The sequence below is a fragment of the Alteromonas sp. 07-89-2 genome (genome assembly GCF_013113925.1).
In the GTDB taxonomy this organism is placed as follows: Bacteria; Pseudomonadota; Gammaproteobacteria; order Enterobacterales; family Alteromonadaceae; genus Alteromonas; species Alteromonas macleodii.
This window is the reverse complement of record NZ_VTYM01000010.1, coordinates 84,626-106,582: the sequence shown is the minus strand read 5'-3', so window position 1 is coordinate 106,582 and position 21,957 is coordinate 84,626. Positions and strand designations below refer to the sequence as shown.

22 protein-coding genes are annotated in these 21,957 nt (G+C 44.9%); 15 read left to right on the top strand and 7 right to left on the bottom strand.

Features of this window, described 5'->3' with window-relative positions:
* Nucleotides 1-36: 36 nt before the first annotated feature.
* Nucleotides 37-657, bottom strand: a complete 621-nt coding sequence (locus tag F0261_RS09190) for a Maf family nucleotide pyrophosphatase (RefSeq protein ID WP_171337784.1) — start codon at nucleotides 655-657, stop codon at nucleotides 37-39.
* A gap of 153 nt (nucleotides 658-810) precedes the next feature.
* Between F0261_RS09190 and yceD the strand changes: the two genes are divergently transcribed.
* The 14 genes from yceD to F0261_RS09120 all read left to right on the top strand — a co-directional run bounded on the left by yceD (nucleotide 811) and on the right by F0261_RS09120 (nucleotide 12,324).
* The gene (gene yceD / locus F0261_RS09185) at nucleotides 811-1,344 is read left to right on the top strand and encodes a 23S rRNA accumulation protein YceD (protein ID WP_014976324.1); all 534 of its coding nucleotides are present in this window, start codon (nucleotides 811-813) and stop codon (nucleotides 1,342-1,344) included.
* Nucleotides 1,345-1,347: 3 nt separating this feature from the next.
* Nucleotides 1,348-1,518, top strand: a complete 171-nt coding sequence (gene rpmF / locus F0261_RS09180; protein ID WP_012518206.1) for a 50S ribosomal protein L32 — start codon at nucleotides 1,348-1,350, stop codon at nucleotides 1,516-1,518.
* Nucleotides 1,519-1,533: 15 nt separating this feature from the next.
* Nucleotides 1,534-2,559 carry a phosphate acyltransferase PlsX gene (gene plsX / locus F0261_RS09175; RefSeq protein WP_014979115.1) on the top strand — a complete coding sequence of 342 codons (1,026 nt, stop codon included), beginning with the start codon at nucleotides 1,534-1,536 and terminating at the stop codon, nucleotides 2,557-2,559.
* Nucleotides 2,556-3,521 (top strand): beta-ketoacyl-ACP synthase III, encoded by a 966-nt coding sequence (locus F0261_RS09170; protein ID WP_014949212.1) that lies wholly within the window; start codon nucleotides 2,556-2,558, stop codon nucleotides 3,519-3,521. The genes plsX and F0261_RS09170 overlap by 4 nt, the downstream gene beginning before the upstream one ends.
* 100 nt (nucleotides 3,522-3,621) lie before the next feature.
* Entirely contained in the window at nucleotides 3,622-4,551 is a 930-nt protein-coding gene (fabD, locus tag F0261_RS09165; RefSeq protein WP_014949213.1) for an ACP S-malonyltransferase, read from the top strand.
* Between the two features lie 9 nt (nucleotides 4,552-4,560).
* On the top strand, nucleotides 4,561-5,301 hold the full coding sequence (gene fabG, locus F0261_RS09160; protein WP_014976326.1) for a 3-oxoacyl-ACP reductase FabG: 741 nt from the start codon (nucleotides 4,561-4,563) through the stop codon (nucleotides 5,299-5,301).
* A gap of 199 nt (nucleotides 5,302-5,500) precedes the next feature.
* Nucleotides 5,501-5,740, top strand: coding sequence for an acyl carrier protein (acpP, locus tag F0261_RS09155; protein WP_012518211.1), 240 nt, complete (start codon nucleotides 5,501-5,503; stop codon nucleotides 5,738-5,740).
* Between the two features lie 80 nt (nucleotides 5,741-5,820).
* Entirely contained in the window at nucleotides 5,821-7,059 is a 1,239-nt protein-coding gene (gene fabF, locus F0261_RS09150) for a beta-ketoacyl-ACP synthase II (RefSeq protein ID WP_014949215.1), read from the top strand.
* 219 nt (nucleotides 7,060-7,278) lie between these two features.
* A complete protein-coding gene (pabC, locus tag F0261_RS09145) occupies nucleotides 7,279-8,130 on the top strand; it encodes an aminodeoxychorismate lyase (protein ID WP_014979116.1) in 852 nt (283 codons plus the stop codon).
* A 113-nt stretch (nucleotides 8,131-8,243) separates the two neighbouring features.
* Nucleotides 8,244-9,263 carry an endolytic transglycosylase MltG gene (mltG, locus tag F0261_RS09140; protein WP_014979117.1) on the top strand — a complete coding sequence of 340 codons (1,020 nt, stop codon included), beginning with the start codon at nucleotides 8,244-8,246 and terminating at the stop codon, nucleotides 9,261-9,263.
* A 59-nt stretch (nucleotides 9,264-9,322) separates the two neighbouring features.
* The gene (tmk, locus tag F0261_RS09135) at nucleotides 9,323-9,997 is read left to right on the top strand and encodes a dTMP kinase (RefSeq protein WP_014979118.1); all 675 of its coding nucleotides are present in this window, start codon (nucleotides 9,323-9,325) and stop codon (nucleotides 9,995-9,997) included.
* Entirely contained in the window at nucleotides 9,997-10,884 is an 888-nt protein-coding gene (gene holB, locus F0261_RS09130; protein WP_014979119.1) for a DNA polymerase III subunit delta', read from the top strand. The genes tmk and holB overlap by 1 nt, the downstream gene beginning before the upstream one ends.
* A 63-nt stretch (nucleotides 10,885-10,947) precedes the next feature.
* Nucleotides 10,948-11,730 carry a TatD family hydrolase gene (locus tag F0261_RS09125; RefSeq protein ID WP_014979120.1) on the top strand — a complete coding sequence of 261 codons (783 nt, stop codon included), beginning with the start codon at nucleotides 10,948-10,950 and terminating at the stop codon, nucleotides 11,728-11,730.
* A 36-nt stretch (nucleotides 11,731-11,766) separates the two neighbouring features.
* The gene (locus F0261_RS09120) at nucleotides 11,767-12,324 is read left to right on the top strand and encodes a pyridoxamine 5'-phosphate oxidase family protein (RefSeq protein ID WP_041449837.1); all 558 of its coding nucleotides are present in this window, start codon (nucleotides 11,767-11,769) and stop codon (nucleotides 12,322-12,324) included.
* A gap of 168 nt (nucleotides 12,325-12,492) precedes the next feature.
* Here F0261_RS09120 and F0261_RS09115 read toward each other — a convergent pair whose 3' ends face one another.
* The 3 genes from F0261_RS09115 to F0261_RS09105 form a co-directional block, all read right to left on the bottom strand.
* Entirely contained in the window at nucleotides 12,493-13,125 is a 633-nt protein-coding gene (locus tag F0261_RS09115) for an SDR family oxidoreductase (protein WP_014979122.1), read from the bottom strand.
* A 192-nt stretch (nucleotides 13,126-13,317) separates the two neighbouring features.
* Nucleotides 13,318-16,167 (bottom strand): ligand-binding sensor domain-containing diguanylate cyclase, encoded by a 2,850-nt coding sequence (locus tag F0261_RS09110; RefSeq protein ID WP_232306477.1) that lies wholly within the window; start codon nucleotides 16,165-16,167, stop codon nucleotides 13,318-13,320.
* Between the two features lie 264 nt (nucleotides 16,168-16,431).
* Nucleotides 16,432-18,252, bottom strand: a complete 1,821-nt coding sequence (locus tag F0261_RS09105; RefSeq protein WP_014976329.1) for a M2 family metallopeptidase — start codon at nucleotides 18,250-18,252, stop codon at nucleotides 16,432-16,434.
* 478 nt (nucleotides 18,253-18,730) lie between these two features.
* On the opposite strand from F0261_RS09105, the gene F0261_RS09100 reads away from it, so the two are divergent.
* Nucleotides 18,731-19,096 (top strand): DUF4870 domain-containing protein, encoded by a 366-nt coding sequence (locus F0261_RS09100; protein WP_014949226.1) that lies wholly within the window; start codon nucleotides 18,731-18,733, stop codon nucleotides 19,094-19,096.
* 440 nt (nucleotides 19,097-19,536) lie between these two features.
* Here the strand turns inward: F0261_RS09100 and F0261_RS09095 are convergent, their stop codons facing one another.
* The 3 genes from F0261_RS09095 to F0261_RS09085 all read right to left on the bottom strand — a co-directional run bounded on the left by F0261_RS09095 (nucleotide 19,537) and on the right by F0261_RS09085 (nucleotide 21,755).
* On the bottom strand, nucleotides 19,537-19,812 hold the full coding sequence (locus F0261_RS09095; RefSeq protein WP_014976331.1) for a hypothetical protein: 276 nt from the start codon (nucleotides 19,810-19,812) through the stop codon (nucleotides 19,537-19,539).
* Between the two features lie 219 nt (nucleotides 19,813-20,031).
* Nucleotides 20,032-20,796 carry an SDR family NAD(P)-dependent oxidoreductase gene (locus F0261_RS09090; protein WP_014949228.1) on the bottom strand — a complete coding sequence of 255 codons (765 nt, stop codon included), beginning with the start codon at nucleotides 20,794-20,796 and terminating at the stop codon, nucleotides 20,032-20,034.
* Between the two features lie 44 nt (nucleotides 20,797-20,840).
* Entirely contained in the window at nucleotides 20,841-21,755 is a 915-nt protein-coding gene (locus F0261_RS09085; RefSeq protein ID WP_014979124.1) for a haloalkane dehalogenase, read from the bottom strand.
* Between the last annotated feature and the right edge of the window lie 202 nt (nucleotides 21,756-21,957).

The following is a 21,957-nucleotide window of genomic DNA, read 5'->3' as shown; positions in this document are numbered from 1 at the left end:
CTGCTTTGATACAACTGCTCTGACAGAATTAGTGGCTTACTGTGCAGCCATTGCTAATAAATCGACATCGAAGTGTGCGCCCAGTAATTCATTTAGCAGCATTATCGGAAGACCGATTAAACTGTTAGGGTCGCGGCTTTCTATTTTATCGAACAGTAATACACCCAAACCTTCGCTTTTAAAACTGCCAGCGCAGTCAAGTGGTTGCTCTTTATCTACATAGGCGCGAATGGCAGCTTCACTGTTATGGCGAAAGAAAACGCGTGTTTCATCTACCTTTGTTATCGTTTTATTAGCGCTAGGTTGGTGAAGGCAAAGTGCAGTATAAAATGACACTTGCTTACCTTGGCATGCCATTAGCTGGTTTACTGCATTTTCAAACGTGCCAGGCTTGCCAAGTAGCTGCGGGCCCGCATCGGTTTGGACCAAAGCTACTTGATCACTACCTATAATAATGGTGTCGTTATTTACCTTTTCTAATTCAGCGGCAACCTTGTGCGCCTTTTGTTCGGCTAAACGTAAACTCAATGCAGTAGGGCTTTCGTTCGCAAAGGGCGTTTCGTCAATATCTGGTGCGTGGGTGTCCACCTGAATACCAATGTTGGCGAGCAACATTTTTCGGTATTGCGATGATGAGGCGAGAACAAGGGAGGCCACAATTACTCCTTTTATAAAATCAATATGTTGCGTACTTTCAGTTAGTAGTACAATGTTACATTATCACTGCGTACCACATACAGCGTTTTATTGTAGGTTAAAACGCAATTTTGCTTTGACAGGAAGGGGTTGACCCTATATCATGCGCGCCCTATGCAGAAAGTGAAACTCCCTCATTCGGTTGAACCGACTAAAAGTGCCATGAAACGTTCCGATTACCGGGGCGTGATTGCGTCTAAAGATATGGAACGATTGAGTGAAGCAGTTGTCCGATGCAATGACTATGTGGACGCAGAAGTACAGTTCGAAAAAGACGCGCAGGGTCTTACTGTCTTTCACGGCCATCTAGCCACGCAGGTAACACTTATCTGTCAAAGGTGTAATGGTGAACTCGATTATCCCGTGGAAGCGGAATTCTGTTTTACTCCAGTGCAGGGAGAAGAACAGGAAAGCGATGACATCATTCCCGAGGCTTACGAACCGGTAGAGGTCAACGACCACGGAGAAGTTAATCTGCTTCAAATTTTTGAAGACGAGCTACTGTTATCTTTGCCAATTGTGCCCCTTCATGCAGAGTCGGAGTGTACAGTGAAGCAGGACGATATGTCGTTTGGAAAGATTGAACCGGAACAAGAGCGACAAAACCCTTTCGCGGTTTTGAAAGAACTTAAGCGAGACCAGGAGTAAGTTATGGCAGTACAACAAAATCGTAAAACGCGTTCTAAGCGCGGTATGCGTCGCTCACACGATGCATTGACAGGCGCGACTTTGTCTGTCGATTCAACGTCGGGCGAAACTCACCGTCGTCACCACGTGACCGCTGACGGTTATTACAAAGGCAAGAAAGTAATCGGCGCGTAATACGGCGACTACATTTTGTCTAAACTAACCATCGCGTTAGATATCATGGGGGGCGATCATGGTCCCCCTGTTATCCTTCCCGCAGCCGTAAAGGCTATTCAACTTCATCCAGACGTGCACTTCACGCTATGCGGTGATGAAGATACCATCAAAGCAGGTATACAGCCCCTTACTGATTCTGAGCGCAACCGCGTTACTATTGTGCATTGCTCACAAGTGGTTGAGATGGGCGAAGTGCCTACGTCAGCGCTACGAAATAAGAAAGATTCTTCTATGCGTCGCGTTATTGAGCTTGTCGAAAGTGGCGAGGCTAACGCTTGTGTAAGCGCAGGTAATACCGGTGCATTGCTTACCTTATCGTTCTATTTGCTTAAAACCTTATCAGGTATTGATAGGCCCGCACTCATTAATATGATGCCTACAACAGGGCTCCATAACGTTTTTCTCCTTGATTTAGGCGCTAACGTAAACTGCACGCCTGAAATACTTTTCCAATACGGTGTTATGGGCTCAGTGCTTGCGCAAGAGGTGGCGGGCATAGCATCGCCAAGGGTTGCCTTATTGAACGTAGGCGAAGAAGATATTAAAGGTAACGCACAGGTAAAATCTGCCGACCAGCTTTTTAAAGACGCGCCAGGCATAAACTATATTGGTTATGTAGAAGGCGACGACATTTTCACCGATCATGCCGATGTAGTGGTAACAGACGGTTTTACCGGAAATGTAGCGCTTAAATCGAGCGAAGGGCTGGCTAAGTTAGTGATAAACGAAGTAAAACGCCAGTCACAAAAGAACTTTTATACCCGATTATTGGCAAAAATTGCCTTCCCATTACTGAAATCTATCTATAACAGCGTGAACCCCGACCAGTATAACGGTGCGAGTCTGATAGGATTGCGCGGCATTGTTATCAAGAGTCACGGAAATGCACAAAAAGACGCCTTTTATTACGCCATCGTGCAAGCAATGAAAGAAGCAAAGATGCATTTACCTGAAAAGATAAAGACAAAGATAGAAACGGTATTGTTGGAGCAGCTTTGAGCAAATATTCACGCTTTATAGGAACAGGTAGCTATTATCCCAGCGACGTGCGTACAAACGCAGATTTAGAGCAAATGGTGGACACCAGTGACGAATGGATCACTGACCGTACCGGGATAAAAGAGCGACGTATTATTGGAGCAGATGAAACCGCTGCTACCATGGGGGCAGAAGCCAGTAAGAAAGCCATTGAAATGGCTGGCATTGACCCGAAATCTATCGACATGATTGTGTGCGCTACCACGAGTGGTCGCTATGCGCTTCCAAGCACAGCATGTGAAATTCAACGCATTCTTGATATTGACGGTATCCCTGCATTTGACGTAGCTGCTGCGTGTGCAGGCTATTGCTACGCATTAAGTGTTGCCGATCAATACATTAAGTCTGGCATGGCGAAACGTATTCTTGTAGTCGGTACCGACTGTTTAAGCCGCTTGATAAACCCTGAAGACAGAACCATGGTTATCTTATTTGGCGATGCGGCAGGCGCGACGATTATTGAAGCCAGTGATGAACCTGGGATTCTTTCCACACATATCAACGCATCAGGCTCTCATGGCGATTTGCTGTACGTGGGTAATCCAACCCGTGGTGACGAGCAGTCGGTTCACGAGAACTGGGGTGTGATGCGTGGTAATGAAGTCTTTAAGGTTGCGGTAACTAAGCTTTCAGAAGTGGTAGAACAAACTCTTGCTGCCAATGGTATGCAAAAATCTGATCTTGACTGGTTAGTACCTCACCAAGCAAACTTTAGAATTATTAAAGCGACAGCTAAAAAGCTGAATATGTCTCTTGATCAAGTAGTGCTTACGTTAGAGCAGTATGGTAATACCTCTGCTGCTACTGTGCCTACAGCGCTTGATACGGCTATCAGAGACGGGCGCATTCAACGCGGACAGCATTTATTACTAGAAGCATTCGGGGGCGGATTTGCTTGGGCATCGGCGCTTGTACGCTATTAGCCTTGCAGATATTTTCCTTGGTGATATTTGCCTTGTTAGGGGGCACTCCAACTCCGACGTTTTCTCGCTTCTAGTAAATTAAAAATAATAAGGAATCGACATGACAAAGACAGCCTGTGTATTTCCAGGACAAGGTTCTCAAAGCGTAGGTATGCTAAAGGAACTTGCTGAGACTTCTCCTATTATCGAAGCAACGTTTAAAGAAGCCTCTGACGCGCTCGGCTACGATCTGTGGGATTTAGTCCAAAATGATACAGACGGTAAACTTAACGAAACCCATATCACTCAACCAGCGTTGCTTGCTGCTAGCGTAGCAATTTGGCGTGTTATTCGCGAGCAGGGCATCGATGTAGATTACCTAGCGGGTCACAGCCTTGGTGAGTACTCAGCATTAGTATGTGGCGGCGCCATGGATTTTGCTGACGCTATTAAGCTTGTAGAAGCTCGTGGTAAATATATGCAAGAAGCTGTACCAGCAGGTGCGGGTGCCATGTATGCCATTATCGGATTAGACGACGCTGCCATTGCTGATATTTGTCAGCAAACCGCTATTGCTACAGGCGATGTGGTAGCACCAGTTAACTTTAACTCTCCAGGCCAAGTGGTTATTGCAGGGGAAAAGAACGCCGCCGAGCAAGCTGCTAATGCGTGTAAAGAAGCGGGCGCAAAGCGCGCACTTCCTCTTGCGGTAAGTGTTCCTTCACACTGTGAGTTAATGCGTCCTGCAGCAGACAAGTTAGAAGACGCGTTATCGTCATTGAACGTTAATGAGCCTGCAATCAATATCGTGAATAATGTTGATGTCACTATTGAAACCCAAGGTGATGCAATTAAGAACGCATTAGTGAGACAACTATATTGCCCCGTTCAATGGACACGTACTGTTGAATATTTGGCGGCAGCGGGCGTTGAGCGCGTTATTGAAGTAGGTCCTGGTAAAGTACTTACTGGATTGAACAAACGTATCGACAAGAGCCTAGAATCTCTTGCAGTTAATACACCTGATGGTGTTGAAGCATTAAAACAATAAGGAAACGCAATGAGTCAATTAGACGGTAAAATTGCGCTTGTTACCGGCGCAAGCCGAGGTATAGGCAAAGCGATTGCCACGCAGCTTGCTCAGCAAGGCGCTACGGTTATCGGAACCGCAACCAGTGAAAACGGTGCGCAAGCGATCAGCGATTATCTTTCTGAATTCGGCGGCAAAGGCTTTGCACTAAATGTCACCGACAAAGAAAGCGTAGATACTACGATTAAAGCGATTAATGAAGCACATGGTGGTATCGATATCTTGGTCAATAATGCAGGTATCACACGTGATAATCTGCTAATGCGCATGAAAGATGACGAGTGGCAGGACATTATCGACACCAACTTAACCTCAATTTTCACACTGTCAAAAGCGGTACTTCGCGGTATGATGAAGAAGCGTTTTGGTCGCATCGTGAATATTGGTTCAGTGGTGGGCAGTGCAGGTAACGCCGGACAGGCAAACTATGCTGCAGCGAAAGCAGGGGTCATTGGTTTTTCTAAATCAATGGCGCGTGAAGTGGCTTCTCGTGGTATTACCATCAACGTTGTAGCGCCTGGTTTTATCGATACCGATATGACAAAAGCGCTGACCGATGACCAAAAAGAAGCCATTTTCAAAGATATTCCGGCTAACCGATTAGGCGAGCCTGATGAAATTGCAGCCACTGTTGCCTTTTTAGTAAGCGATGGTGCAGCCTATATTACAGGCGAAACTATCCATGTAAATGGTGGTATGTATATGGGGTAAATTCGCAAAAATTGCGAATTTTCCTTAGTTTGGGGTGGTATTTACCCGAACTTGGATGTAAAAATAGTATTTTACGAATTTCGAATGTCGCTGGTTTGACCAGAAAATTTGTTTAAACTGGTGCTTGCAAGGATGCACCTTGCAAAATAAACTAGCGGCACTTTTATTATCTAGTGACGTTTAAGGGAAACCTAGAATTATGAGTAACATTGAAGAACGCGTTAAGAAAATCATCGTTGAACAACTTGGCGTGAAAGAAGAAGAAGTAAAAGCAGAAGCTTCATTCGTTGACGATTTAGGCGCTGATTCACTTGACACTGTCGAGCTAGTAATGGCTTTGGAAGAAGAATTCGATACTGAAATTCCTGACGAAGAAGCAGAAAAAATTACTACTGTTCAATCAGCAATTGATTACATCAACGCTAACAAAGACGCTTAAGTCTTAAGTAGCGACAAAACGGCTCTTCTAACAGAGCCGTTTTTGTATCTCCTACCTTAGTTCCAAAGCGAGGGCTTTTTGTGACAAAACGTCGCGTAGTGGTTACTGGTCTTGGAATGCTTTCACCATTAGGTCTTAATAGCGAAGACACATGGCGCAAATTGCTCGCGGGCGAAAGCGGCATCGGTGAAATCACCCATTTCGATTGTAGTAACTATTCAACCCGTTTCGCAGGTCAAATTAATGATTTTGATCCGCAGGAATACATTGAAAAGAAAGAAACCAAGAAAATGGACCGCTTTATCCAGTTGGGTATAGCAGCAGGCAAGCAAGCCTTGGTCGATTCTGGTTTAACTATTTCACAAGATAATGCGCATCGTGTAGGTGTAGCTATTGGTTCAGGTATTGGTGGTTTAGAACAAATTGAACAAAACCATTTAAAACTGACAAATAGCGGTCCTAAGCGCGTATCGCCATTTTTTGTACCTTCAACCATTACCAACATGATTTCAGGCTTTTTGTCTATCATGGAAGGGTTGAAAGGACCGAATTTAAACGTTGTGACTGCTTGTACAACAGGCGTTCATAACATTGGTATTGCCGCAAGAACCATTGCTTATGGCGATGCTGATGCCATGTTGGCCGGAGGCGCAGAAGCGTCTATTACTCCGCTAGGCATGGCTGGTTTTGCCGCAGCACGTGCGTTGTCATCTCGCAACGACAACCCACAAGCCGCAAGCCGCCCATGGGATAAAGACCGCGATGGTTTTGTCATGGGTGAGGGCGCTGGCGTGGTAATGCTAGAAGAATACGAAGCAGCAAAAGCGCGTGGTGCGACCATTTATGCAGAACTGGTTGGTTTTGGCATGAGCGGCGACGCATACCACATGACTTCTCCACCTGAAGATGGAGAAGGTGCGGCTGCGTCTATGCAAAACGCGATAAATGATGCGAAGTTGGATGCAAGCGAAATCGGCTATGTTAACGCACATGGTACGTCTACGCCTGCAGGTGACATTGCGGAAGTGGCAGCAGTAAAACGCGTGTTCAATGACCATGCTCACAAGCTACTTGTTAGCTCTACCAAGTCAATGACAGGCCATTTGCTAGGGGCCGCCGGTTCAGTTGAGGCAATTTTCACTATTTTGGCACTGCGTGACAAAATGGCGCCGCCAACCATTAACTTGGACGAACCAGGTGAAGGCTGTGACTTAGACTTTGTTGCACACAAAGCAAAAGCATTCAATGAAGACTACGCACTGTGTAACTCATTCGGGTTTGGCGGTACGAACGGCTCATTGATTTTCAAGCGTATCTAATACGGCGTGACTAACGCTGTTAAAGTGTAATTCACGTATATTTAAAAGGCAGCTTCGGCTGCCTTTTGTTGTTTATACAGTTAAATCTCACAGTGAATATCATAAAACTCAGGTCTCATTGAGCACCGCTACAGCCAAATCAATTCAGCTAGACGTTGTCTGACCAACGCAAGTTGGTATACTTCCAACAACCACAATAACGGCGAACAAGAGTAGGCAGTGAGAATTATTCCTAGCGCTACGCCTATTTCATCAAGTGACAGGGCGTTTAATTATGGCGACGGTGTGTTTACCACATTATTGGTAAGTGAACATCAAGTAGAATTATTGCCTTATCATATTTCACGTTTAGAGCACGATGCGGCAGCCATCAAGCTCAATATTGATATCCGCGCGCTTGAAGCCGCAATTGCTGAACAAGTTAAGGCGATAAAGAACGGCTCGGGTGATAACGCTTCTTTAAAATATGTGCTAAAAGTTCACGTGTCGGGAGGTCAAGCCGGAAGGGGGTATGCGCGAAGCGAAGACAGTGAAGCATTAGTCAGATTTAGCCAGCACCCTTTCCCTGTCCATTACGATAGTCTTGCGAATGAAGGTGCAACGGTAATTTGCGCTCAAACACGGTTAGCCATTCAACCATTGCTTGCGGGTGTAAAGCATATGAACAGGCTAGAACAAGTCTTAATTAAGCACGAAGTAGACGACGCTGGCGCACACGATGCTATTGTTTGCGATACCCAAGATAACATTATTGAAGCGAGTGCTGGCAATGTATTTTTCTACCTCAATGAACAATGGTATACCCCGTCTTTGAAAGGAAGCGGTGTCAATGGCGTAGTCAGGCAGTGTCTTATTGATTCGCTGTTAAACGACAATTGTTCGCTTCACGTGGGGGAATATGATCTTTCTTATTTGCGAAAAGCGAGTGCAGTGGTAATTACCAATGCACTAATGGGCGTTATGCCGGTACAGCAAATACGAATGCCGGATTTCTCTTATGTCGATTTTGATATAAAAAGCGATGCGATTGTAGCGCTAAAGACACGGCTTCAGACTGCGCTTAAAAATTAATTAAAACGCACTTCTTACAACAGGGTTCGTCAACGTTTTACGAGCTTCACCAGATCAGTAGTAAAAAGAAACAAAATGGAATGTAGAGCAATGAAGAAAGGGGAAGTTCAAGCATGAAGCGGGTAATTGTTATTCTATTATCTCTTGTCATGCTTGCCGTTGTTGGGGCAGCCTCTGGCGTAATGTATGTGTCGAGCAAGGTTACCGGTGAACTAGCATTAAAAAGTGAAACCTTATTTACGATAGAGAGCGGCAGTAACGCTTATCGTACCGTGAAACACTTGCGTAAAATAGGCATGACCGATGTGTCGCCCTTTGTTGCGAAGGTGTGGCTCAAATTCTTTGCAGGCAGTACGTCTGTTAAGTCTGGCACCTACATGCTGCGCCCAGGACAGTCACTAGTAGATGTGTTTACCTTGTTTACTGAGGGCGATGAGCATCTCTTCGCAGTGAGTCTAGTTGAAGGGCTAACTCTTGCACAGTGGCTTGAGTCGCTTAAACAAAACACAGATTTGGTGTTTGATTTAAACGAAGGGAAATTAAACCAGCTCACTCAGGATAACGGCGTAGATTGGTGTTGCGAAAACGTTTCGCAGACAGAGGGCGTATATTTGGCTGATACGTATTTCTTTACCAAAGGCACAACCGCAAGCGAGGTATTGAAAAGAGCACACCGCGCGCTAATTGACTTTGTCTCTAGTGAATGGGAGTTACGGGATGCCGAACTGCCGTTAGCCACACCTTACGAGGCTCTTATCTTGGCGAGTATCATTGAAAAAGAAACGGCTGTGCCTGCGGAACGTGACATGATTTCAGGCGTTTTCGTCAATAGGCTAAACAGAAATATGCGTCTTCAAACTGATCCCACCGTGATTTATGGTATCGGTCCTACGTTTGACGGCAACATTACCCGTAAGCACTTGCGAACAGCAACGCCTTACAATACCTATGTTATTAAAGGGCTCCCACCTACGCCTATCGCGATGGCAGGCAAGGCCGCCATTCACGCTGCGTTGCACCCACTGACAACGGATGCATTATATTTCGTGGCGAAGGGCGATGGCAGCCATCAATTTTCTACGACACTAGCTGAACACAATGCAGCTGTGCGAAAATACCAGTTAAAACGATAGCCGTATTGATGCAGACAACCGATACGTTATAGCTAAATAAAAACAGAGTTTAAAAAGTAATGCGCGGAAAGTTTATTGTAGTTGAAGGCCTTGAAGGGGCAGGAAAAAGCTCAGTGATTGGGCTGATTGTTCAAGCATTAAAAGGTGCAGGAAAGCGCGTTGAGCAAACTCGTGAGCCAGGAGGCACACCGATGGCAGAAGCCATTCGAGAATGTGTAAAACACGACTGGGATGAGACCGTGAGTGAGGAGACTGAACTACTTCTTATGTATGCGGCGCGTGTGCAATTACTTACTAATAAAATCTTACCTTCACTTGATGCTGGTGCGTGGGTGGTAGGTGACAGACACGACCTGTCTTCTCAAGCCTATCAAGGCGGTGGTCGGGGCGTCAGTGGAAAAACAATGTCGGCCATCAGCGATATCGCCCTTAAAGGGTTTAAGCCAGATTTAACTTTATATCTGGATGTCGAGCCTGCGGTTGGACTAGAGCGCGCCCGTGGGCGAGGGGAGCTTGACCGCATTGAGCAAGCGGGGCTCGCCTTTTTCGAACGAACTCGTGCAAAATACTTGTCTCTTGCTAAGCAAGATGAATCTATCGTCGTGGTCAGTGCAATGCAGCCTATGGAAAAGGTTCATCAAGACGTGATTGCGATTATCAATGACTATGTGACGAACACAAGTAGCGAAAGCAGTAACATTGCTCGAAACGAAAGCCAGCAGGGGAAAGGCTAATGCAAGTAATGCCTTGGTTTGCTACAACGTTCTCGACGTTACTGTCGCGATATATGGCAAAGAAACTACACCACGGTTTATTGCTGACAGGGCCAAAGGGAATTGGAAAATACCAACTCGCGTTAGGGTTAAGCAATGCGTTATTGTGTAAGCAGCCAAGCATAAATGGGCCATGTGAACAGTGTCAAAGTTGCCATTTGAGGCAAGCTGGAAACCACCCAGACTTTCATGTTTTAGAAAGTGAAAAGCAGTTAGGTGTGGATAAAATTCGCGAGGGTATTGGCAAGCTATCAGGTACTGCGCAAATGGGGGGCAATAAGGTGTTGTTGATCCCTCGTGCCGATACCATGACGGAAGCGGCAGCTAATGCACTGTTGAAAACCCTAGAAGAACCCACAAATAATACCTTCTTGCTGCTGATCACTGACAGTATCAATAAAATTATGCCGACCATATTAAGTCGATGTGAACGGCAGATACTCTCACTCCCGTCAGTGTCAGACAGTTTGAACTACTTAAACGCTAAGGGCGTAGAAGATGCAAGCGAAGCGTTACTGGCAGCTTATGGCTATGCCCCTCTTCGCGTAGAAGAGGCTCTCAGTGGTGAAGAAGACATTAGCTATCGCAATTTTAGCGATGGTATGCAAGCGCTCTTAGCAGGCGATGCAAATTTGCAAGTACAAACGCTTGCGAATAAGTGGCAGGACAATGCGCCTCAAATCGCATTGTGGTGTCAACAGATGGCCCACGACGAATACATAAAACGTCAACAGGCTGTTGATTTTAAACGCTATGAAGCGTGTGTTGATGCGGTAAGAACGCTTCAGCACGCAGGTGTTAACAAATCAATGGTACTTTTTGGGTTACTAAAGCAATTTCAACGTTAATAGGCAAATGCTGGCTTGTCGAAGCCCTTTTGTCTGACAGCAATTTTTTAAAACAGGTGTAGTTTGTTCGTAGATTCTCATTGTCACTTAGACCGACTTAAGCAAGGGCCAGAAGAGCTGGCTGAAACCTTAAATTTCGCAAGAACCCGAGGTGTTGAACACTTCCTTTGTGTGTGCGTATCTGTTGGTGATTACGACAGCATGTTAGCAGCTGTAAGTCAGTTTGAAGATGTATCAGTATCTTGTGGTGTGCACCCACTACATCAAGATGAAGCGTGTAGCTATGAAGAACTGTTAGAGAAGGCGCAGCGTGAAGAAGTTGTAGCCATTGGCGAAACTGGGCTGGACTATTTTTATAGTCCGGAAAGTAAAGAAGTCCAGCTAACGTCTTTCGTCGACCACATCAAAGTAGCTAACGAAACTAAAAAGCCGTTAATTATTCATACGCGGGATGCAAGGGAAGACACCATTAACTTACTCCGCCAACACAAAGCTGCGCACACTAAAGGTGTTTTGCATTGCTTTACTGAGTCATTAGACATGGCGCTGGCAGCAATAGAGATGGACTTCTATATCTCTATTTCAGGCATTGTAACCTTTAATTCAGCAGATGAATTGCGTGAAGTGGTAAAAGCGATCCCTTTAGAGCGACTACTTATTGAAACTGACTCACCATGGCTTGCGCCAGTTCCTCATCGAGGTAAACAAAACCAGCCAGGATACGTGGTAGAAGTGGCAGAATTTATTGCTGAGCTTAAAGGCGTGACGGTAAAAGAACTAGCGGAAATTACCACGCAAAACTTCTACACGCTGTTTTCTTTAGCTGCGAAGAAGAAAGCCGCGTAGCGGTAAGTATAGGCGATTTTACTCTCGGAGGTGGTTATGCCCCAGTGGCGACAAGGGTTGACAAAGAGTCTTCACCAAACTCGCAGTATGCCAGAAAGTCGTTACTTTCAGTTAGCTACTGTGGACGGTAGTGGTGTACCGTACTGCCGTACCGTGGTTTTTAGAGGGATCACCGACGACAACCAACTGGTGGTTATTTCTGACACCCGCTCAGATAAATATGACCAGCTTGGCCAGAATCCTCACTCGCAGGTGTGTTGGTATTTTTCTAAAACCAGGGAGCAATATCGCTTCTCTTGTACTGCAACAATAATAACGTTACATCAAGATGCTGACTTAGTTACTCAGCACTGGAATAAATTGTCAGATGCGGGCAAAAAGCAGTTCTTATGGGGCGAGCCAGGCACGCCAAGAAACGATGGTTCGGCACTACAGGTTGAAGGGGATTTTGGTGTAGTTCCACCTCACTTTTGCGTGATCATGCTGGCTATCGATAGCGTAGATTACCTGAATTTGAGAGGTAACCCTCAAAGTCGAGAGTGGCATCAAAAAGACGGGAATAGCAACTGGGTTAGCCAGTCATTGATACCGTAGGTGACTATCTCTAGTCTCTAAGTAGGCATATATTGAGTGCGTGATACTGCCTATTCTGGGCACCACCTAAGTCAGTAGTATACAAACCGGCGACCGAAGCAAAAAGTAAGCCCTCTCTAGCTTGGATAGACGCGATAACGCATTGGCAAATGAGAGGGCGTCGATCACCTAGAAAATATGGGAAATTGGTGTATCACCTTTAAATAAATAGGTGATCAAGTCAGCATTACTTTCTCTTGCAATGCTTTCGACAATAGCTGTCGCTACATCTTCTCTTGGTATAACAGCATCGTCCCTATTGCTTGGCATATCGGTTCGTACTAAATGCGTGCCCGGTTCATTTAATAAAGTGCCAGGTCGAAGAATTACGTGATGTAAGCCGCTATTAATTAAATGCTCGTCGGCCATGTGTTTGGCAACCAAATATGGTTTTATTGCTGACTCCACGGCGTCAGGATCGTCTGCACCAATAGAACTAACCATAACAAATTTGGGTGTCCCCGCCGCTTTTGCATAGTTAACCGCGTTGCGGGCCGCCCAAAGATCAATCATAAGTGTTTTATCTGCGCCGGTGCTACCGCCTGAACCCGCTGTGAATACCGCAACGTCCACACCTTCAAAGTGTGCTGAAAAATCTTTTTCTAAATCCTGCTCAACCACTGTGAGGTTGGCATTTTGGATATCTGACAGTTTGTCAGGGCTTCTTACTGGCGCTACGACTTTGTGACCAGCATCCAACAATTTCACTGTTGCTTGCTTACCAATTTGGCCTGATGCGCCGATTACTAATACATTTGCCATATTTTCATCCTCCTTGTGGGTGATTTCGCTCATCTTAATCTACTTAAGAATTCACAATACATAGGCGGGTAAAAAGGAAAGCGATCAATTACTGCGATAAAATGCATGACAAAACGTTTGCCTGCATGCATTGCCGTTTAAACGGTAATGCAATGGGGGGAGAAACTAATAGGTATGATGATCGGCTGGCGGCTATTTTATCACCGCATTTCGGCCTGATTCTTTTCCGGCATATAGCTTTTTATCGATAGCGTGAATGCAAGCCTCGACGCTATCGTAATCTCGTATATCCGCTACACCACAGGTTATGGTAGCCGATACCGAGTAGGGGGGAGCATCGATTTCGTAATCAGCGACAGTTTTACGTAGCTTTTCTGCTACCCAAAATGCTTCTTGAACCTTTAATGAAGGCAGCAATATAAGAAACTCTTCACCGCCCCATCGCGCAATAACGTCACTTTCTCTTAAACTATCTTCTAGGATCCTAGCTATTTTGACCAGTACTGTGTCACCCACATGATGACCGTATTCATCGTTAATACGCTTAAAGAAATCAATATCAACAATTAGCAAGGAGAAAGTATGATTATGGCGTTTATAATTTTGCCATGCTGCCTTGGCTCTTTGTGTAAAGTAGCGACGATTTTTGAGGCCCGTCAATGCGTCCTGAGTTGAAAGCTGCGTTAACTTTTCTACGACCGCTTCTAAGTCTCGGGTTTTTTCCTCAACTTTTAGTGCAAGTTCAGCAGAGCGCTTTTTCAACGATGCTATCCTCAGCCACACCATCGACGAAATCAACAGCATGCCTAGCAGGGTAATCGCCACACGCCATATAGGCTTATCCCACCACGGTGGAACTACAACTATTTCAAGTTGCGCTGCATTGGTGCTCCATTCATTCTCTTGATTTATAGCTTTAACAGTGAAGCGGTAGCGTCCTGGGTCCAAGTTGGTGTAGGTGGCCGTTCTTGTCTTATAGTCAGTAAAGCGCCAGCTGTTCTCAAAGTCAGCGAGTTTATAGGCATACCTAAGTTCGTTTGCATTCATATAATCAGTGGCGGCAAATTCAATCGTGAGCGCAATATCGTTATGTTTAAGTTCGATTACCTCGTCTAGGCGCTGTCTTTGCTGATAGGTTGTTCCGTTTTGCTCGTTCCTACTCACCGTTTCAACGTTTGTGAGGTGCACTCCAGGTGACCACTTTACATTTGCTACTTGTGAAGGGGTAAATTGTGTTACGCCTTCCGCTCCACCAAACATTATTGTGTTATTTTCAGTTACGGTGACAGAGCCAATATAGTAACCCGTAGACAGTGCGCCGTTTTCTGCACCGAAATAAGAAAGGGTAGACAAGTCAGGTGCTAAATACGCAATCCCTTCAATTGTAGAGATCCAAAGCCCATATTCATCATCTTCAACAATTGCCCCGATGGATACATTGCTCAATCGACTTTCAGGCTTAATTTGTGTCACTTTAATCGTTGACAAATCACTGCCTTCTTTAGACATAAAGAAGAGTCCAGCTGCTTGCGTTCCAATCCAATAACCACCGCGTTTCGACTGTGAAATCCACGTCACTACAGTTTGATCTGAAATCTTGTCCGTAAACTTACTGATGCTGGTTAAGTCTCCAGTCAGTTTATTCGCAACAAATAAACCGGATACCGTACTTAACCATGCGTTTTCATTGTCGTCCAAAACAATTCTCGTTGTCAGCGACAATGGCCATTGCTTTATTACCCTATCTTCTGACGGGCGATATACATACAGCCCATCGCTGTAGCCGCCATACCAAATGTCTCCGTCATCATCGATATTAATGCTGTAACCCGACTTACCATTCAGCGCAACAAATTCTAGGTTTCCGGTCTCAGGGTTCAGTTTGGCGAGGCCCGTGCGTGTGGTTACCCATAATGCATCGCTTTTCGTATGATAAAACACGCTCAACAGCTTATCGTTAGTGTCTTCGCTACTCGCAAATGCACCATTGGAAGTAAATGGGCCTTGTTGAGTTTTACTTATCGTGTCGTAAAGCCAAAGGCCCTTTTCGTTCGCTACCCATACTTGGTTATCTTTGTAATTCGATATAGAGGAGATGATTCGTCCTTCGCCTATTTCCTGAGAGTAGAAGTTGCTAAGCTGAGGGTTACTGATCGCAAACCCATCGTCTCTGGTGCCAACGACAACCAGCCCAGCTTTCGTTTGATAAAGGCTTGAAATTCTCTCTTTGGCCGCATCTTTCTCGTTAATCGGTGCACGCAGCACAGAGTTAGGGTTATGTGACGTTAAAATATTCAGCCCACGCTGAGTAGAAACCCATATATCACCGTTGTCCTTTAATAAGATGTCTGTAATGTAGTTATCAGATAATCCGTGAGTTTCAGAGGTACAGCTTTTGTCGATGGTAGTGCTTTGCTCGTCGGGATTGAACAAACATGCGCCGTGGGTAGCGGTACCTAACCAGAATTGAGATTTCTCTGCTGCCACCAGTCGAGTAAAGTTCATGTTTTCAAAAGCCACTAACTCAAGAGACTTCTTAAACGGATCAAGTTTATACAGGCCCGAGGTGGAAGTGACATAAAGCGTGTTACCGATAAGTTCTATGTCTGTCAGCGTACTCGTGGTACTGGGAAGGTAGCTGACCAGTTCTACACTGTCTGATTCTGGAGAGTATGTGTAAAGGTTTCGCTCAGAGACTATCCAAAGCTGGCCATTGTGGGTGGTCTTGATCCTATTAATTACCTGTTTGTTGAAAGGCTCTGACGCAGGTAACGTGTAGTGCTTGAACGACTCAGTATCAACATCTATACGGCTCAGCCCGCTGTATGTCCCCACCCACAGGTATTGACCGTCTAAGCTTGCCTCTATCTGAAGGGCAAACAGGGTTTGGAGGCCTGTTGACTTGTCTTCACCCCACAAGCCGAAGTTTCGAAATGTATAGCCGTCAAATTTATCAACACCAGACTGTGATGCCAACCACAGAAAACCATACTTATCTTCCGCAATATCTGAAATGGATACGTGGGCGATACCACTATCCATATTGTAGGAATGAAACGCTGGGGCAATAGGTTGCGCGCGTGAAGGTAGGCTGCAAGTTGCAGCAAAAACTATGAGAAGCGAAAGTACCAACAGGATGCGCATAATATAATCAAAAATTACATAAAATTTATACACTAACGTTACGCTAATCTACCGCTCTTACAATGGTACAAAAGTTTAAATTCAACAAAAAAAGCCTCGAAATTCGAGGCTTTTTGGACTGCATTAATTATGTTAGCCAGTGGCTAATCATAACGGATATAGTTACCAGCCACACTGGCGTGTAGCATTTTGCTCATCTAACCACGTTTTTAGTGGCGCAAAGTAGTCAGCGATAGTACTGGCATCCATTTGCGGTGAGCCTGTCAGTGTTTCTAACGCATTTTGCCAAGGTTGGCTCATACCCATCTCTAGCATTTCGTTAAGTGCTTTACCTGCTTCTTCACTGCCGTAGATAGAACAGCGGTTAAGCGGGCCCTCATCACCTGCAATGTCACACAGTGCTTTATGGAACTGGAATTGAAGGATATGCGCTAGGAAATAGCGTGTATAAGGTACGTTCGCAGGCACGTGATATTTTGCACCCGGATCAAATGCGTCGGCGCTGCGCTCAACAGGCGCCATCACACCCTGATACTTTTCTCTCAATTCCCACCATAGTTGATTGTATTGTTCAGGTGTTACTTCACCTGACATCACTTTCCAGCGCCATTGGTCAACCATCAGACCAAAGGGAATGAAAGCAATCTTGTCTAACGCAACTTGCATTAACATACCGATATCGTTTGATGCGTCTGGGATCTCATCAATTAACTCGATTTGCTTAAGGTACTTAGGTGTTATTGATAAAGCGATGGTGTCGCCAATAGCCTCGTGGAAGCCGTCGTTTGCCGAACCACGGTAAAGAAGAGGTTGGTCTTTATAAGCGCGTTGATAGTAGTTGTGACCTAATTCGTGGTGAATAACGTTAAATTCTTCGCCAGTCTTTTGAATACACATCTTTATACGAAGATCGTCTTTGTCATCTAAATCCCACGCAGAGGCATGACACTGAACGTCACGGCCTTCAGGCTTTTGAAACATAGAGCGTTCCCAAAAGGTATCTGGAAGTTCTTCAAAGCCAAGCGATGAGAAAAATGACTCTGCTTGTTTAACCATGGCGATTTCGTCATACCCCTGTTCAGCTAATGCGCCTGTAACATCAGGAACTTTCATTTCTTGCTGAGGTTTAACGATATCGTAAATATTCCCCCACGACTGTGCCCACATGTTACCTAATAAATGGGCTGGGATTGGTTTGTCTTGAGGTACTACGTCTTCGCCATAGTGTTCACCTAGCTTAGCGCGCACATGGCAATGTAGTGACTCGTAGAAAGGCTCTACTTGCGTCCATAAGCGATCCAACTCTTTGGGAAATTCATCTGCAGGCATATCGTACTTTCCACGCCACAAGGCGCTGACGTTTTCAAAACCTAGCTCTGCAGCGCCTTCATTGGCAAGCGATACTTGTTCTGCATAGAGTCCTGCCATTGGTTTAGATACTTCACGCCAGCCTGTCCAATATTCTAGTAGCTTGTCAGCATCGCGTAGGGTGGCCATTTCAGAGCTCATTTCAACCAAGCTTTTGCACGTACCATCTTCGCTGCAATACTCACCAGAGCCATACATGGCACTTAAGTCAGAGCCAATTTTTGCAAGCCGCTCTGCTTTTTCGGCATCTGCCGGCGGCGGCATTGTTAAACTGTTTTTAAGTAGATCAAGCTGTCTGCGGGTGTCGGCATCTACGTCTACATCGTTAAATTTCGCCGCTTCTTTAGCTAACTTTGCAACCTTGGTAGAAAGCACTTCATTAAAGTAAGCACTGACTGCTGCTGTATCGAAATTGATATTCGTGGCGTAACTCCACTCGGCGTGCGCGGCAGGAACTTGCATTTTTGCAATATCATTTTGCGCCTGTGTTAAAAACTGCTTGGCGTCTTGTGCAGTGAGTTGTGGTTTAGTTTCTGTCTGTGTTGTACTTTCGCCACATCCCATAAGCGAAACGCTTACCAATGCTGCTATCAGAGTACGTTTGTGATTGAGCATACTTTGTCCTTTAATTATTGTGTTTTTTTACGTGAATCGACGTTCACATAGACATGTCCTAGTATTGTGTAACGCTGTGTTGCTTTTGTAAAACAAATTTGAAAGTCCCTCCATTTTAATCAGCGATAATTTCACCTCTCGCCTTATAAAATGTTCGTAATCTGTGTTGTCTTGTCTTGTCTTGTCTTGTCTTGTCTTGATTTAGAACCGCTATACCTAGGGTAACACGCCGCGATTAGGAACATTTTAAATCTCACTGAGTGGGTAATGAACTATGCGGACTGGTACTACGTTTTTGATAACACGAAAGTTGAGGTGTGGTCTGGATATTCGAGGGTTTGAGAAATTTAATTAAAGCCAGATGAAATTTGGGGCGAACAATACGAACATGTTAATGTTTCTGGTACATTAGGATCCGGTACGGCGATAGATGCTTACATCTATTAAATTAAACCTGTGTAGATTTTAAGGAATAGTAATGTCAACGGAAGAACCACTCTACTGGGGCTTGAACGCTCGAAGCTACTGTACACTCATTCATGTTTCTCAGTTATCCAGTTTCATTATACCTGGCTTAGGTATCATATTGCCTATCGTGCTATGGATTGCTCACAAAGATCAAAACGAAGACATCAATCAGCACGGCAGGGTGACAGCGAATTGGTTAATAAGCTTGCTCATATACTCTGTTATTTGTTTTGTTTTGACGCTGATTATAATAGGAGCCCTAGGCTTCATCGCTCTCGGATTAATGAACATCGTCTTTGCTATCGTGGCAGCAGTCAAAGCGAACAAAGGGGAGTTGTGGGTGTACCCGCTAAGCTTTGAGTTTTTTAAACGTTAACCTAAAGAATCCTACGTCACGTCTAGCAAGAAAAACTGCGACCTAAGATCGCTTTCGAAGGGCGTTTCCATGTTGAAACGCCTTTGTGCTTATCCCATTGCAGATACTGCAATTGCCAGCGTGAACAATAACGCGATGTGTTTTGGTTTTAAAAGCATGTTCACCTCTTTCCTGTGACTTCTTCTACCTGTGGTAATCTTGAAGATAGTTTTCGAATGGGTGTCGCGCTATTCACAATTAGTATAATTAGCTCATATGTCGCTAATGTCGTTACGAGGGCGCTGCTTTTTCAAAAGTGCTATGTCGTCGGTTAGCACTTGGTAAATATTTGATTCGTAGAATACTATTGCTGCGTGTGCGATAGAGTAAAAAAGAATAATAAACGCAAAGAATGACGTTATATAAAGGATTAACCTGATAGACGAGTACTCGCCTAAAAATTACTTTGCGCTGAAGCGGTGACTTGGCAGTGCGCTATGAATAAGGTACTGGCTTTTGGATTGTTTGGTGGCTTGAAGCGAAACATCAGTACCGCGCTTCACTGTGCTTAGTGCTAGCGGTTTATTTTGACGTTGCTTCTTTAATAGTTGCGAAGAAGGCACTTCCTTCATATTTACAAGCGTAGATTGGGCTTCTTGCGCAATACTAACGTTAATTAACGAATAGGTTATACAAAGTGTAGTAGCTAAGAAAATGTTTTTACTTGGCTTTTTCATCACATTTTTCTCTTTTTGTTCAACTTAATCGCTAAATAAAATTATTGAGTTTTGCTTGGTAGGGGTTCGATTGCAGAGGCGGTTGCACTCGCCTCATTCATCGATTCTGTTTGTTCCTCTTCATTACACCTAAAGTAGAACGAAAGAGAAACATGATGAGTCATACAAAGGTATGTCAAAAAATACCTTTGCATGTATTTCGAAACTGCGAGATAAAAACTACCATGCTGTAACACCACCATCTACTGCTATCGTTTGCCCGTTCATGTAAGAGTTGCCAGGGGAAAGCATCAGCATCATGGTGTTTACGATTTCTTGCGGTTCGCCTAGACGTTTCATAGGACTTCCCATGCCTAGTTGCTCGCGCGCTTCAGGGGTGTTGTACCCGTCTACGTTCAAAATATTGGTAGGACTATAGAATGGGCAAATTGCATTAACGCGAACATTCTTTCGGCCGTATTCCACCGCGGCTGTGCGGGTTATCCCCGAAACCGCGTGTTTTGCTGCAGCATAAGCACCGCCTTTGGGGGCTCCACCTAGTCCCGCAAGTGAGCTTACATTTAAAACGTGCCCTTGCTTTTGTGCAAGCATAACGGGTATTTGGTACTTCATTCCAAACATAACGCCTTTTACATTCACAGCGAACTGCGAGTCCATGATTTCCTCTGTCATTTGATGAATTGGTGCAGGGTTATGCGCTATGCCTGCATTATTTACGGCTATATCCAGTTTGCCAAAGGTTTCAATGGCTGTTTCAACCAGCGCCTTATTTAGCGACTCGCTAGCAATATTACCCGCTAGCACCACGACATCAGTGAGTGCTTTTACATCCTTTTTCGTTTCCTCAAGGGCGGTTTCGTTAATGTCTGAAAGAACGAGTTTTGCTCCTCGGTTGGCAAGACCTAGCGATAACAAGCGGCCAAAACCACTGCCTGCGCCGGTAATTAATACAACTTGCCCTGAAAAGTCGAGTAGAGCATCCATGGTAATCTCCTATTAGTAACTGTTTAATGTTTTTTGCAACGTGGCTATTTCAGCTGCGTTTGGTTTATAAATTGAATGAGTAATTTGGCAAGCATTTCCCCTTGGTCTTCCTGGATAAAGTGACCACCGTTTTCTACAAGGGTATGACCCATACCGCTGCTACCAGGAACGAGCTTTTGAAATACCTTATCGCCACCTTTAGTGACAGGGTCGCTATCACCGAAAGCCGTAACAAAAGGTTTGTTATATTGCTTTAGCTTTTCCCATGCGTGTCTATTCGCCTGCGCCTCAGCATTGTCTGGGCTTGTAGGAACAAGAATAGGGAACATACGTGCACCTGCTTTAAAGCTTTCCTCTGGAAAAGGGGCGTCGTAAGCTGCAAGAGTCGCCTCATCTAGAACAGTGGTTGTGGCGTTTTGAATGATCGTAGATGTGGGAAATACGGCGACATCCTGTGAGAATCGGCGCCATTTGATGAAAGCATCGCTTGGCGGGTGGTCGCCAGTGGGCAATCCGGTATTAGACACCATTACACCCGAAAAACGCTCAGGCATATCGGCGACAAGTCGAAGGCCTAGTAAACCTCCCCAGTCTTGACAAAAGAGTGTAACAGGGCCCTTAGTAGCCTGTGAAAACCAGTCTTTTAGCCATATCACATGACGAGCGTAGGAGTAGTCCTCCTTTCTTACTGGTTTATCTGAGCGTCCAAAACCAATGAGATCCGGCGCGATGACATTGAATCCCGCATCAGCCAATATGGGCATCATCTTGCGGTACAAATAAGCCCACGTCGGTTCGCCGTGTATTAATAGCACGGTATGTCCATCTTTCGGTCCACATTGATAATGGGCCATTGTTATTTCACTGCTTACTGTGTCTGTTACTTCAGTGAAACAGGGGGAGTAGGGAAAGTCAGTGATCGTGTCGAAGGCACTTTCCGGTGTTTTAAGCACTTGCATAGCCAATCATCCTTTTGTAAATAAAATGTAATTACAAGTGTTGCTCGATTAACAAAAACACCGGTTTTATTTTCTGTCAAATAAACCTTAGGCAAGGTAGGACAGGCTCTGCGCAGAGAAATGAATTCACAAAGGGGCTGGCGGTCAATATTAAATATTATGATAAATGTCTATAACACCAATAAACTTGGATGATTGACAA

Excerpts from the sequence above, each read along its gene's own strand:
- mltG (WP_014979117.1), top strand. The coding sequence starts at position 8,244 with ATGAAGCGGGTAATTGTTATTCTATTATCTCTTGTCATGCTTGCCGTT.
- F0261_RS09095 (WP_014976331.1), bottom strand. The coding sequence starts at position 19,812 with ATGAAAAAGCCAAGTAAAAACATTTTCTTAGCTACTACACTTTGTATA.
- F0261_RS09090 (WP_014949228.1), bottom strand. The coding sequence starts at position 20,796 with ATGGATGCTCTACTCGACTTTTCAGGGCAAGTTGTATTAATTACCGGC.
- fabG (WP_014976326.1), top strand. The coding sequence starts at position 4,561 with ATGAGTCAATTAGACGGTAAAATTGCGCTTGTTACCGGCGCAAGCCGA.
- yceD (WP_014976324.1), top strand. The coding sequence starts at position 811 with ATGCAGAAAGTGAAACTCCCTCATTCGGTTGAACCGACTAAAAGTGCC.
- rpmF (WP_012518206.1), top strand. The coding sequence starts at position 1,348 with ATGGCAGTACAACAAAATCGTAAAACGCGTTCTAAGCGCGGTATGCGT.
- F0261_RS09120 (WP_041449837.1), top strand. The coding sequence starts at position 11,767 with ATGCCCCAGTGGCGACAAGGGTTGACAAAGAGTCTTCACCAAACTCGC.
- F0261_RS09105 (WP_014976329.1), bottom strand. The coding sequence starts at position 18,252 with ATGCTCAATCACAAACGTACTCTGATAGCAGCATTGGTAAGCGTTTCG.
- fabD (WP_014949213.1), top strand. The coding sequence starts at position 3,622 with ATGACAAAGACAGCCTGTGTATTTCCAGGACAAGGTTCTCAAAGCGTA.
- holB (WP_014979119.1), top strand. The coding sequence starts at position 9,997 with ATGCAAGTAATGCCTTGGTTTGCTACAACGTTCTCGACGTTACTGTCG.
- acpP (WP_012518211.1), top strand. The coding sequence starts at position 5,501 with ATGAGTAACATTGAAGAACGCGTTAAGAAAATCATCGTTGAACAACTT.
- tmk (WP_014979118.1), top strand. The coding sequence starts at position 9,323 with ATGCGCGGAAAGTTTATTGTAGTTGAAGGCCTTGAAGGGGCAGGAAAA.
- F0261_RS09085 (WP_014979124.1), bottom strand. The coding sequence starts at position 21,755 with ATGCAAGTGCTTAAAACACCGGAAAGTGCCTTCGACACGATCACTGAC.
- F0261_RS09110 (WP_232306477.1), bottom strand. The coding sequence starts at position 16,167 with ATGGATAGTGGTATCGCCCACGTATCCATTTCAGATATTGCGGAAGAT.
- F0261_RS09115 (WP_014979122.1), bottom strand. The coding sequence starts at position 13,125 with ATGGCAAATGTATTAGTAATCGGCGCATCAGGCCAAATTGGTAAGCAA.
- F0261_RS09100 (WP_014949226.1), top strand. The coding sequence starts at position 18,731 with ATGTCAACGGAAGAACCACTCTACTGGGGCTTGAACGCTCGAAGCTAC.